Genomic DNA, 12,520 nt, shown 5'->3' on the forward strand with positions numbered 1-12,520 from the left:
TTTGATGAGACAGATTTCCGTGTATTGAGGAGGGCGCAGGCATGATGCGGATCGGACATGGTTTTGATGTTCACAAGTTTGGCGGGGTCGGTCCCTGCATGCTGGGCGGGGTGGCAGTGCCCTATGAACAGGGCCTGCTGGCCCACTCCGATGGTGACGTGGTGCTGCATGCGGTGAGCGATGCCCTACTGGGGGCCATCGGCGCTGGCGACATCGGCCGCCACTTCCCCGATACCGCCGCCGAATTCAAGGGCATCGACAGCCGCATCCTGCTGCGGGATGTCTTTGCCCGCGTGCAGCTCGCAGGTTATGCCATCGGCAACCTGGATGTGACCATCATCGCCCAGGCCCCCAAGATGGCCCCCCATATCGACGCCATGTGCGCCGTGCTGGCCGCGGATCTGCAATGTGATTTGAACCGGGTGAACGTCAAGGCGACCACCACCGAACAACTCGGATTCACGGGGCGCAAGGAAGGGATCGCCACCGAAGCCGTCGTCTTGCTGGTGAAACAATGATGCTTGAACAACTTGCCTATCTGCACGGGACGCCCACTGCTCGCGGCATCCTCAAGGCCGAGGCCGCCGACTTCGTGGTCAATGAAGATCTCGGGTTTGCACCTTGCGGCGAGGGGGAACACATCTTCGTCCGGGTACGCAAAACCGGCGAGAATACCGCCTGGGTGGCTGGCCTGCTGGCCGATGCGGCCGGGGTTGCCCGCAATGCGGTGACCTGGGCTGGTCTGAAAGATCGCCATGCGGTGACCGAACAGTGGTTCGGCATCCATCTGCCGGGCAAGGGCGAGCCGGATCTCTCGGTCATCGAGAACGACAACATCCGGATCCTTGAGGTGAAGCGCCACAACAAGAAGCTGCGGGTCGGCTATCTCAAGGGCAACCACTTCACCCTGCGTCTCACCGGGCTGGAGCAGGCCGACGGGTTGGAATCCCGTCTGCAGGCGATAGCAACCCAGGGGGTGCCCAACTACTACGGCGAGCAGCGTTTCGGCCGAGGTGGCAACAACCTGGAGGCCGCCAAGGCGATGTTCGCCGGCAAACGGATCAAGGATCGCAACAAGCGATCCCTCTATCTGTCCGCCGCCCGCAGCATGCTGTTCAATGCCATCGTCAGCGCCCGCATCGAGCAGGGACTGGCCCATCAGCTGCTGGCAGGCGACTGCGTGATGCTCAAGGGCAGCCACTCCATCTTCAGCGAAGAGAGCGTGACTCCCGAGCTGGAGGCTCGCCTTGCCTCCGGAGACGTGCAGCTGACCGCTCCCCAGTGGGGCCGTGGCCGTCTGGCGAGCCAGGGCGCTGCTGCCGAGTTAGAGCAAGAAGTGCTGGCTCCTTATGGTGACTGGTGCGAAGGACTGGAGAAAGCCGGGCTGGATCAGGACAGGCGCCCGCTGCTGCTCAAGCCGGAGCAGATGAGCTGGCAACGGGAGGACGAGGTGCTGACCCTGTCGTTCTTCCTGCCTGCCGGCGCCTTTGCCACCAGCGTGGTACGAGAGTTAATGCAGGCCGAAGAGGCCGATCACGGTTTCAGGAACTCAACCGATGCGAATTCTGGTCAGTAATGACGATGGGGTACACGCCGAGGGCATTCGCGCCCTCAGCGAGGCGTTGCGTGCCTGTGGCGAGGTCGTGGTGGTGGCTCCGGATCGCAACCGCAGCGGTGCCAGCCACTCCCTGACGCTGGAAGTACCGCTGCGGGTCACCCGCCTCGATGCGTCCAGTTTTCACGGCATCAAGAGTTATGCGGTCAAGGGGACGCCGACCGACTGCGTTCATCTGGCGGTCAACGAACTGCTGCGCCCTGAGCCCGACATGGTGGTGGCCGGTATCAATCACGGGGCCAACCTGGGGGATGACGTCATCTACTCGGGGACGGTGGCTGCCGCGACGGAAGGGCGTCATCTGGGTTTCCCCTCCATCGCCGTATCGCTGGTGGGAAAGACTCATTTCGCCAGTGCGGCCCACTACGCCGCCCAGCTGGTGCGGGGGCTGATGGTGCATCCGTTGCCTGCGGATCAGATCCTCAACGTGAATGTGCCGGACCTGCCGCTCGAGCAGATCAAGGGGATCAGGGTGACCCGCCTTGGCAATCGCCACCGGGCGGAGTCGGTGATCCGCACCGAGGATCCCCGTGGTCAGCCGGTCTACTGGATTGGTCCCCCCGGCAACCAGCAGGATGCGGGAGAGGGAACGGACTTTGCCGCCATCGAGCAGGGTTATGTCTCCATCACTCCCCTGACCATCGACATGACGGCCTACGGCAGTCTGTCGACCCTGGGCGCGTGGCTGGATCTGCAGGGATGACGTTGTGATAGTACAGCGCCTGTTGAATCAACTGATTGCCCAGGATGTCCGCGATTTCCGCGTATTGGCGGCGATCGCGAAGGTGCCGCGCCAGCTGTTTGTGGACGAGGCCATGGCCCACAAGGCCTGGGACAATACGGCCCTGCCCATCGGCCATGGGCAGACCATCTCCCAGCCTTACATCGTGGCGCGCATGACCGAGCTGCTGATCCAGAACGATCCGGCCCATGTGCTGGAGATCGGGACGGGATCGGGCTACCAGACGGCGGTACTGGCCCACCTGGTGGAGCATGTCTACACCATGGAGCGGATCAAGTCGCTGCAGTTTCAGGCCCGGCGCAGATTGCGCCAGCTTGATCTGCACAATGTGTCGGCCAAGCACGGCAATGGGTGGCTAGGTTGGCCCAACAAGGGCCCTTTCGACGCCATTCTGGTGACGGCGGCGGCCAGTGAGGTCCCCAAGGCCCTGACCGATCAGCTGGCTGATGGTGGTCGTCTGGTGTTGCCGGTGGGTGATGGCCAGCAGACCCTGCAGCTCATCGAGCGATCGGGCTCCCAGCTCACCAGCCGGATCCTGGAGCCGGTACGTTTCGTTCCCCTGATTGACGGAGATGTCGAGTGAAGTTGTTTTCCCGCCTTTATGTTCTGGTGATGCAGTGGGCACGCCACAAGTATGCCCCCTGGTATCTGGCCATCACCGCCTTTATTGAATCCATCTTCTGGCCCATTCCGGTGGATGTGATGCTGGCGCCCATGGCGCTCGGCAAACCTCATCGCGCCTGGCACTATGCCGCGCTGGCCACTCTCTTTTCGGTGCTGGGCGCCCTGTTTGGTTATCTGCTCGGCTATGCCCTGTGGGAGCCAGTGGTGCAGCCGCTGGTGACCTCGGTTGGCTATGAGGACAAGATTGCCCTGGCCGAGCAGTGGTTCGCGCAGTGGGGCATCTGGGTTATTTTTATTGCCAGCTTCACGCCGATCCCCTACAAGGTGTTTACCGTCACGGCTGGCTTGCTCCACATGGCACTGTTGCCTTTCATCCTGACCTCGCTGATCGGTCGTGGCATGCGCTTCTTCCTGGTTGCAGGTCTGATGCGTTGGGGCGGCGAGAAGATGGAGCGCAAGCTGATGCACTATGTGGATGTGCTGGGCTGGCTCTGTATTGGTTTGGCCGTTGCGGCCTATTTCTGGTTTAGTCGTTAAGGATCCACTATGTGTTCGCGTGTTTGGCAAGGTAGCGGTGTCGTCGTGTTGTCATGGCTGCTGCTTGCCTGTTCCTCCAGCAAGACTGCGGCTCCGGTGCACAGCCTGGGCAATGATCAGGTCGCTTCGACCATCCCCGTGCGTCAAGGTATGACCAAGCCCGGCATTGCAGGCAACGGGTACACCGTGGTCAAAGGAGACACTCTCTACTCCATTGCATTTCGTTCTGGCATGGATGTGGCTTCGCTTATCAGCATCAATGGCATCACTCCCCCCTATAACATTTATCCCGGCCAGCAGCTCAGGCTCGATGGCGCTTCCGCCCCCATGGCGGTGGCAACCGTCGGCAGCCCTGTCAGTCGTGGCAGCGTGACGGGGTCTGGCAGTTACGAGGTGCGCCGTGGCGATACCTTGAGCAGCATCGGTCGCCAGTTCGGTCTCTCCAACCAGGCCTTGGCCCAGCGCAACAACCTTCAGGCTCCTTATGCATTGCACGTGGGTCAGGTGCTCAATGTGGGGGGCGCGGGTTCCTCGGGTGGTCAGATGGTGGCAGCAACCACACCGGTTGTGACCAGCACGGGGCCCAAACCCCTGGCCACGGCTCCGGCAGGTACGACCACACCATTTATTGCTCAGAAAACGATTGCTCCTGCCTCGTCAACAGCATACGCTCAGGCGAAAGAACAAAAAACCGTCAGTTCCTCGTCAACACTCTCCTGGCATTGGCCGACCAAAGGGCGGATCGTTGAAGGCTTCTCCGTTGCGGAACAAGGCAACAAGGGCATCGACATTTCCGGCCAGAAGGGCCAACCCATTTACGCTGCGAGCAGCGGCAAAGTGGTCTATGCGGGCAGTGCACTGCGAGGTTATGGCAAGCTGATAATTCTCAAGCACAACGATGACTATCTCTCCGCCTACGCTCACAACGATGAGTTGAGGGTCAAGGAGGGAGACACCGTGAAGGGCGGAGCGGTTATCGCCAATATGGGTAGCACGGATGCGCCGGATGTGCGCTTGCACTTTGAAATCCGGTACAAAGGCAAGTCGATCAACCCGATGGGCTATTTGCCAAAGCGTTAACTCAGAGAGCTGAGTCTTACTCTGGTGTAGGTCAGGGAGAGATATCATGAGCCAAGAACAACTGGTAATGCAGGATGCAGAGTTAGAGTTCGACGAGGAGCTGGAGGTTCAGGAGGAAGAAGAGGTTCAGGAAGTGGCGGCCGAAGCCGAAGAGACCATTTCCGATGAACTGATGGCGCCCGAGCTGAACAAGGTAATGGACGCCACCCAGCTCTATCTGGGGGAGATAGGCTTCTCCCCCTTGCTCACGGCTGAAGAGGAAGTCTACTACGCCCGCCGTGCCCTGCGTGGCGACAAAGCGGCGCGCAAGCGCATGATCGAATCCAACCTGCGCCTGGTGGTCAAGATTGCCCGGCGCTACAACAACCGCGGCCTGGTGCTGCTGGATCTCATCGAAGAGGGCAACCTCGGCCTTATCCGCGCCGTCGAGAAGTTCGACCCCGAGCGAGGCTTCCGTTTCTCCACCTATGCTACCTGGTGGATCCGCCAGACCATAGAGCGGGCCATCATGAACCAGACCCGTACCATTCGTCTGCCCATCCATGTGGTCAAGGAGCTGAACGTCTATCTGCGCACTGCACGCGAGCTTTCCCATCGTCTCGACCATGAGCCGACCGCCGAGGATATCGCCTCTGCACTGGATCGCTCTGTGGACGATGTGAATCGCATGCTCAAGCTCAACGAGAAGATCACCTCGGTGGATACTCCCATTGGTGGCGATCGCGACAAGGCGTTGCTGGATGTGCTTTCCGACGAGCGCGGAATGGGGCCCGAGCTGGAGTCCCAGGAAGATGACATGCGCAGCAGCATAGTGCACTGGCTGGAGGAGCTGAATCCCAAGCAGCGCGAAGTGCTGGCCCGCCGTTTCGGTCTGCTCGGCTATGAACCGGCCACCCTGGAAGACGTGGGCGCCGAGATTGGTTTGACCCGCGAGCGGGTGCGCCAGATCCAGGTGGAAGGGTTGCGCCGTCTGCGGGAAATTCTGCTGGGGCAGGGGCTGTCCATTGAGGCGCTGTTCCGCACCAACTAAACGGGTATGAATACCGTCATCAAGATGAAAAAGGGGCCGCAGGCCCCTTTCTTTTTGTCGTGGATCGTCAGGATCACACCGGATCCAGAGTGTCCAGCGGCCAGCGCGGCACGGCCTTGACGACGAGGGGTTCGAAGACTCCCGCCTTCAGGCGTTGCATGCCGGCATAGGCGATCATGGCGCCGTTGTCGGTGCAGTATTCGGTGCGCGGGTAGAAGACTTCACCTTTGAGGCTCTCCATCAGCTCGGCCAGCTGGGCGCGCAGATGACGGTTGGCACTGACGCCGCCTGCCACGACCAGACGATTGAGACCGGTCTCTTTCAGGGCACGGCGGCACTTGATGGCCAGGGTGTCGACCACAGCATCCTCAAACGCCCGGGCGATGTCGGCACGGGTCTGCTCGTCGTCGCCATTGGCTGCTATGGTATTGGCGGCAAAGGTCTTGAGGCCGGAGAAGCTCATGTCGAGCCCGGGACGGTCGGTCATGGGACGCGGGAAGGTAAAGCGTCCAGTGGTGCCCTTTTCTGCCAGCCGGGAGAGCAGCGGACCACCGGGGTAGTCCAGACCCATCAGCTTGGCGGTCTTGTCGAACGCCTCACCGGCGGCATCGTCGATCGATTCGCCCAGCAGCTGATAGCTGCCGATACCGTCGACCCGGACCAGCATGGAGTGGCCGCCGGAAACCAAGAGCGCCACGAAGGGGAACTCGGGGGCCTTCTCTTCCAGCATGGGGGCCAGCAGGTGGCCTTCCATGTGATGTACGGCGATGGCCGGCTTGTCCCAGGCCATCGCCAACGAGCGGCCTATGGTAGCCCCGACCAGGATGGCACCAACGAGACCTGGCCCCGCGGTATAGGCGATGCCATCGATGTCATCTTTGCCAAGTCCGGCCTCTTTCAAGGCGGCCTGGATCAAGGGGATCGTCTTGCGTACATGGTCCCGGCTGGCGAGCTCGGGAACGACGCCGCCGTAGTCCGCATGCAGCTTGACCTGGCTGTACAACTGGTGGGAAAGGATCCCTTTTTGATCATCGAAGATCGCGATCCCGGTTTCGTCACAGGATGTCTCTATGCCCAATACACGCATTGCTAAAAAATTTCACTGCTAAAATGAGACGGCTATGGTAACCTTCGCGGGTTTTTTAAACCAGAGCGATCTCTGCGGGTTTACTTTCATTCCCTGTCCAGAGTATAATTTCGCACCATTTTAAGACATGCTGATCGATTGAAGGTCAGCTAACAATTTATCACTGAGGTGAAAGGCACATGCCAGTAATCAAAGTCCGTGAAAATGAGCCGTTTGACGTTGCTCTGCGTCGCTTCAAGCGTTCTTGCGAAAAGGCCGGTATCCTGTCCGAAGTTCGTAGCCGTGAGTTCTACGAGAAGCCGACTACCATTCGCAAGCGCGCCAAAGCGTCCGCTGTCAAGCGTCACGCCAAGAAGCTGTCCCGCGAAAACGCACGTCGTATCCGCCTGTACTAATCAAGGGATCATGCCGTGTCTCTGAAGGATCAACTCAAGGATCAGCAAAAGCTCGCCATGCTTGCCAAAGACAAGCCTCGGTTGGGTGCTATCCGCTTGTTGATGGCAGAAATCAAGCAGCGTGAAGTCGATACCCGTGTCGAGCTCAATGATGAAGAGATCCTCGCCGTCGTGACCAAAATGGTCAAACAGCGTCGCGATTCCATCAGCCAGTTTGAAGCTGCCGGTCGCCAGGATCTCGCCGACAAAGAGTCCGCCGAGATCGTTGTGCTGCAGGAGTTCCTGCCACAACAGCTGACCGCAGACGAAATTGCCGCCCTGATCGAGCAAGCCATCACTGAAAGTGGTGCTGCCGTCATGGCTGACATGGGTAAAGTCATGGCTGTCTTGAAGCCAAAAATTCAGGGGCGTGCCGATGTCGGCGCCGTCAGTGCTCAGGTGAAAACCCGCTTGGCGTAACAGGCAACTCTCTTGTTTGGTCGAAGAAGCCGTGCTTCCCATTGGAATGCGCGGCTTTTTTATTTCCTATGCAATGAAACAGGACGGTTATGGCTGGCAGGATCCCGCAATCCTTTATCGATGATCTGCTCGTACGCACGGACATAGTCGAGTTGATCGACTCCCGTGTGCGGTTGAAGAAAGCCGGTAAGAACTACCAGGCTTGCTGCCCTTTTCATAACGAAAAAAGCCCCTCCTTTACCGTCAGCCAGGAGAAGCAGTTCTATCACTGTTTCGGTTGTGGTGCCCACGGCAATGCCATCGGCTTTGTCATGGAGTACGACGGCCTGGAATTCCCCGATGCCATCGAAGAGCTGGCAAGCCTGCACGGTATGCAGGTCCCCCGTGAGCAAACGGCGGGTGGATCAAGCCATAGCCAACCAGCCGTCAGTAAGGATCTGTTCGAGCTGATGAACCAGATTGCGCGCTTCTACGAGAGCAATCTCAAGAACGCGCCTCAGGCGGTGGAGTATCTGAAAGGCCGGGGCCTGACTGGCGAGGTGGTCAAGCGCTTCAACATCGGTTATGCCCCTGGGGACTGGGATCAGGTGCGTCGCCGCTTTGGCGCCAGTCGGGATCACGAACAACTGCTGATTTCGGGCGGTATGCTGATCCCCCGTGACAGCGGCCCGGGCAGCTACGATCGTTTCCGCGATCGCATCATGTTTCCGATCCGGGACAAACGCGGCCGGGTCATCGGCTTCGGTGGCCGAGTGCTGGGGGATGGCACGCCCAAGTACTTGAACTCCCCCGAAACCCCCATCTTCCACAAGGGGCGAGAGCTGTTCGGCCTTTATGAGGTCAAGCAGGCACACAAGGATCCGCGCCGGATCCTGGTGGTGGAAGGCTACATGGATGTGGTGGCGCTCGGCCAGTACGACATCGACTATGCGGTGGCGGCACTGGGGACTGCGACCACCAGCGATCACATCCACACCCTGTTCCGTACCACGGCAGAGGTGGTCTGTTGCTACGACGGCGACAACGCCGGTCGGGAAGCGGCCTGGCGGGCGCTGGATAACGCGCTCTCCCACCTGCAGGACGGCCGTGAACTCAAGTTCGTCTTTTTGCCGGATGGCGAGGATCCCGACTCGCTGGTACGCCAGATCGGCAAGGAGGGGTTCGAAGCGCTGCTCGACAAGGCCCAGTCGTTTGCGGATTTCATGTTCGAACGCCTCGGGCGCGATGCGGCTCTTTCCGGTGAGGCAGGCAAGTTTGAAGTGGCCAACAAGGCCGCCGAGCTGATTCGTCGGGTACCGGAAGGTTTCACTCGCGAGGGGTTGATTACCCGACTTTCCAGCATGATGCGCTGGGGAGAAAACAAGCAGCGGATTGCCGAGCTGTTTGCCCGCAACAGCCAGCCCAAGGTGGAAGTCAACAAACCCAAGGCGACCAAACTGACACCGATCCGCAGGGCTCTGGCCCTGATGGTGCAGTATCCGGCGATCACCGCCGAGCTGCCGGCCATGCCCGAGTTGGCCGGGCTGCGCCTGCAGGGGATCCCTTTCCTGCTGCAACTGCACCAGCAGATCCTGATCCAGCCGGGAGTGACAACGGGTATCCTGCTGGAGCATTGGCGCGGCACAAAAGAGGGAGAAATACTTGCCCAACTGGCGATGCATGACCTGTTTGAAGAGGTAAAGCTCGACCAGGAGCCCGATATTCTGGGAGAATTGCAGGATACCTTTGTCGGTTTCATCAACCTTTTCCTGAAGCAACGGATCGAAGAATTGCAGGCCAAGGTGGCGCAGGAAGGGCTAAGCTCTGAGGAAACTCAGGAGCTGATGATGCTGATCAGAGAGGTGCAGATTGAGAAAAGAAATGAGAGTGGGGCTTGATATTTGAGTGAGCAGTCCCAATATGAATAGCGTTGCCCGAATCGACGGGATTGAAAGCAAACACTTTATAACCACCTGGCCCCGACAACACTGCGGGCAGGGGTTTCTCATGACCGACGCCGCAACCAGACATAGCATGTCTGGCGGTTTTCTATTAGAATTGGCTATTTGCGCAGCAGCGCACTGTACGCGCAACCTAGCAACACCAACCGGATGAGTTCTATGGAGCAAACCCCGCAGTCTCAGCTTAAACTCCTCGTTGCCAAAGGTAAAGAACAGGGCTACCTGACCTATGCCGAGGTGAACGATCACCTCCCGCAAGACATTGTCGATTCAGACCAGATCGAAGACATCATCCAGATGATCAACGATATGGGCATTCAAGTGGTTGAAAACGCTCCGGATGCCGATGACCTTATCATGGCTGAAGGTGGTACCGCCGATGAGGACGCTGCCGAAGCAGCGGCCCAGGCTCTGGCATCTGTTGAATCTGAGATTGGTCGCACGACCGATCCCGTCCGCATGTACATGCGGGAAATGGGTACCGTCGAACTGCTGACCCGCGAAGGCGAGATCGACATCGCCAAGCGGATCGAAGACGGTATCAACCAGGTACAAAGCTCCGTCGCCGAGTACCCTGAAGCCATCACCTATCTGCTCGAACAGTACGACAAGTACGAAGCCGAGCAGCTTCGCCTGTCCGACATCATCTCCGGCTTCATCGATCCGAACGAAGTGGATGACGTGGCACCGACCGCCACTCATATCGGCTCCGAGCTCAGCGAGGACGACCTCGCCGACGAAGACGAAGATGAGGACGAAGACGAAGACGAAGACGGTGACAACTCCGACGATGATGGCGACGGTGGCCCGGATCCGGAAGTCGCTCGCGAGAAATTCGGCGAACTGCGTGCCCAGTACGAGGTGACTCGTCTCTCCATTCAGCAGAATGGCCGTGCCCACGACGACACCCAGAATGCCATCGCCCAGCTGGCCGATGTCTTCCGTCAATTCCGCCTGATGCCCAAGCAGTTCGATCGCCTGGTCAACAACATGCGGGAGATGATGGAGCGTGTCCGCGTGCAGGAACGCATCATCATGAAGCTCTGCGTTGAGCAGGCCAAGATGCCGAAGAAGACCTTCGTCGCGGCCTTCACCAACAACGAGTGCGAAACTGCCTGGTTCGAATACCAGAAGCAGGCCGGCAAGGCGTGGTCTCCCCGCCTGCTCGAGATGGACGAAGAAGTACTGCGTTCCATCGGCAAGCTGCAGCAGATCGAAGAAGAGACCGGTCTGTCCATCGCCCAGATCAAGGACATCAACCGCCGCATGAGCATTGGTGAGGCCAAAGCCCGCCGTGCCAAGAAAGAGATGGTCGAGGCCAACCTGCGTCTGGTTATCTCCATCGCCAAGAAGTACACCAACCGCGGTCTGCAGTTCCTGGATCTGATCCAGGAGGGCAACATCGGTCTGATGAAGGCGGTCGACAAGTTCGAATATCGTCGCGGCTACAAGTTCTCGACCTATGCCACCTGGTGGATCCGTCAGGCCATTACCCGCTCCATCGCGGATCAGGCCCGTACCATCCGTATCCCGGTGCACATGATCGAGACCATCAACAAGCTCAACCGTATCTCCCGCCAGATGCTGCAGGAGATGGGTCGTGAACCGAACCCGGAAGAGCTGGCCATGCGCATGGGCATGCCGGAAGACAAGATCCGCAAGGTACTGAAAATCGCCAAGGAGCCCATCTCCATGGAGACGCCCATCGGTGATGATGAAGACTCCCACTTGGGCGACTTCATCGAAGATACCACCCTGGCTCTGCCAGCGGATGCGGCCACCAGCGAGAGCCTGCGCAACGCGACCCGCGAAGTGCTGGCCGGGCTGACCGCACGGGAAGCCAAGGTACTGCGCATGCGCTTCGGTATCGACATGAACACCGACCACACCCTCGAGGAAGTGGGCAAGCAGTTCGACGTCACACGTGAGCGTATCCGTCAGATCGAAGCCAAGGCCCTGCGCAAACTGCGCCATCCGAGCCGCTCGGAAGTGCTGCGCAGCTTCCTGGACGAGTAGTCCCGGGTTCTGTCAGCCTGACATTGCAACAAAAAGCCCCGCCATGCGGGGCTTTGTTTTATCCGTGCTGGCATGGGCGTGAAGAGGGGTCATGGAACCGCTTGAATATGGATGAAATCTCGCCAAGTGGTTGATCTGACTATGGACGGGGTATCCGCCATCCCCTATAATCCACGCCGCTAACCAGCATCAATGGCCCCTTAGCTCAGTTGGTCAGAGCAGTCGACTCATAATCGATTGGTCGTGGGTTCAAGTCCCCCAGGGGCCACCAAATAAAAGTCCGATAAGGACGAAGAAGTCCAGAGAACCCGCGCGGCGTAAGGCCTTGCGGGTTTTTTGTTGTCCGTGATAGTCCGAGAAAGTCGCCTTCATCCGGTCCCACTGGTACCATGTTTGGTACCACGGGTCTGTGGTACCGGATTTTTGTGGTACCAAAGGGGGAAGCGATGGGCACTGATAGACTGAGCGATTCGAAGGTGAGAGCGGCCAAGCCAAAGGACAAGGATTACACCTTGGCTGATGGTGAAGGTTTGGAGCTGAGGGTGTCGACCTCTGGCACCCGGCGATGGGTGTTCAAATACTACAGGCCGAGCGACAGGAAGCGCACGAACATGGCGTTCGGCTCATACCCAGGCACCTCCCTCGCCGCTGCCAGAGAGCGCAGACGACAGGCCCGCGCCCTGCTCGCTGAGGGCATAGACCCCAAAGCCCACCAGCTCGAGCAAGCCGCCATCGCTCGCCTCAAGCATGAGGCCAGTACCAATACCTTCGAGCGGATGGCCGGTGAGTGGATGGAGTTGAAGCGCCACAAGGTCAAGCCTGAAACGGCTATGCGGGATTGGCGCTCGCTTGAGCTGTATGTGCTTCCCAGGGTGAGAGCGTGAACATTTTGTTAAATTTCACCCAGTTTTTTGAGACCCGCATTGAGTACCGTTTCCAGATATTCACTGCTCATTCCTGCGATTTTTTGCTTCCGTCTTACGCTCGCCTTGCGT

At 59.1% G+C, this 12,520-nt stretch carries 13 protein-coding genes and 1 tRNA gene; 13 read left to right on the forward strand and 1 reads right to left on the reverse strand.

Annotated features, from left to right (window positions below; all coding sequences use genetic code 11):
- Positions 1–41 precede the first annotated feature (41 nt).
- From ispF to rpoS, 7 genes are read left to right on the forward strand one after another with little or no spacing between them, the layout of a single operon-like run.
- Positions 42–518 (forward strand): 2-C-methyl-D-erythritol 2,4-cyclodiphosphate synthase, encoded by a 477-nt coding sequence (gene ispF / locus C3418_RS09390; protein ID WP_010675626.1) that lies wholly within the window; start codon positions 42–44, stop codon positions 516–518.
- On the forward strand, positions 518–1,576 hold the full coding sequence (gene truD, locus C3418_RS09395; RefSeq protein ID WP_103858337.1) for a tRNA pseudouridine(13) synthase TruD: 1,059 nt from the start codon (positions 518–520) through the stop codon (positions 1,574–1,576). Before ispF ends, truD begins: the two co-directional genes overlap by 1 nt.
- Positions 1,557–2,318 (forward strand): 5'/3'-nucleotidase SurE, encoded by a 762-nt coding sequence (surE, locus tag C3418_RS09400; RefSeq protein WP_041211067.1) that lies wholly within the window; start codon positions 1,557–1,559, stop codon positions 2,316–2,318. The genes truD and surE overlap by 20 nt, the downstream gene beginning before the upstream one ends.
- Before the next feature lie 4 nt (positions 2,319–2,322).
- Positions 2,323–2,940, forward strand: coding sequence for a protein-L-isoaspartate(D-aspartate) O-methyltransferase (locus tag C3418_RS09405; RefSeq protein ID WP_010675623.1), 618 nt, complete (start codon positions 2,323–2,325; stop codon positions 2,938–2,940).
- Positions 2,937–3,518 (forward strand): YqaA family protein, encoded by a 582-nt coding sequence (locus C3418_RS09410; protein WP_010675622.1) that lies wholly within the window; start codon positions 2,937–2,939, stop codon positions 3,516–3,518. Before C3418_RS09405 ends, C3418_RS09410 begins: the two co-directional genes overlap by 4 nt.
- A 9-nt stretch (positions 3,519–3,527) precedes the next feature.
- A complete protein-coding gene (locus C3418_RS09415) occupies positions 3,528–4,598 on the forward strand; it encodes a LysM peptidoglycan-binding domain-containing protein (protein ID WP_010675621.1) in 1,071 nt (356 codons plus the stop codon).
- Positions 4,599–4,644: 46 nt separating this feature from the next.
- Positions 4,645–5,628, forward strand: coding sequence for an RNA polymerase sigma factor RpoS (gene rpoS, locus C3418_RS09420; RefSeq protein WP_010675620.1), 984 nt, complete (start codon positions 4,645–4,647; stop codon positions 5,626–5,628).
- 73 nt (positions 5,629–5,701) lie between these two features.
- Here rpoS and tsaD read toward each other — a convergent pair whose 3' ends face one another.
- On the reverse strand, positions 5,702–6,715 hold the full coding sequence (gene tsaD, locus C3418_RS09425; RefSeq protein WP_041213897.1) for a tRNA (adenosine(37)-N6)-threonylcarbamoyltransferase complex transferase subunit TsaD: 1,014 nt from the start codon (positions 6,713–6,715) through the stop codon (positions 5,702–5,704).
- 179 nt (positions 6,716–6,894) lie between these two features.
- On the opposite strand from tsaD, the gene rpsU reads away from it, so the two are divergent.
- The 6 genes from rpsU (at position 6,895) to C3418_RS09455 (ending at position 12,409) form a co-directional block, all read left to right on the forward strand.
- Complete coding sequence (rpsU, locus tag C3418_RS09430) at positions 6,895–7,110, forward strand: 30S ribosomal protein S21 (RefSeq protein WP_005309452.1); 216 nt, start codon at positions 6,895–6,897, stop codon at positions 7,108–7,110.
- A gap of 15 nt (positions 7,111–7,125) precedes the next feature.
- Positions 7,126–7,569, forward strand: coding sequence for a GatB/YqeY domain-containing protein (locus tag C3418_RS09435; RefSeq protein WP_010675618.1), 444 nt, complete (start codon positions 7,126–7,128; stop codon positions 7,567–7,569).
- Positions 7,570–7,658: 89 nt separating this feature from the next.
- Positions 7,659–9,446, forward strand: a complete 1,788-nt coding sequence (gene dnaG, locus C3418_RS09440; protein ID WP_069784226.1) for a DNA primase — start codon at positions 7,659–7,661, stop codon at positions 9,444–9,446.
- Positions 9,447–9,629: 183 nt separating this feature from the next.
- Positions 9,630–11,525, forward strand: a complete 1,896-nt coding sequence (gene rpoD, locus C3418_RS09445; protein ID WP_263639565.1) for an RNA polymerase sigma factor RpoD — start codon at positions 9,630–9,632, stop codon at positions 11,523–11,525.
- A gap of 194 nt (positions 11,526–11,719) precedes the next feature.
- Positions 11,720–11,796: transfer RNA gene (locus C3418_RS09450), tRNA-Ile, on the forward strand.
- A gap of 175 nt (positions 11,797–11,971) precedes the next feature.
- On the forward strand, positions 11,972–12,409 hold the full coding sequence (locus C3418_RS09455) for an integrase arm-type DNA-binding domain-containing protein (RefSeq protein ID WP_103858334.1): 438 nt from the start codon (positions 11,972–11,974) through the stop codon (positions 12,407–12,409).
- Positions 12,410–12,520 lie beyond the last annotated feature (111 nt).

It is taken from the genome of Aeromonas sp. ASNIH8 (assembly GCF_002919855.1).
Classification (GTDB): Bacteria; Pseudomonadota; Gammaproteobacteria; order Enterobacterales; family Aeromonadaceae; genus Aeromonas; species Aeromonas caviae.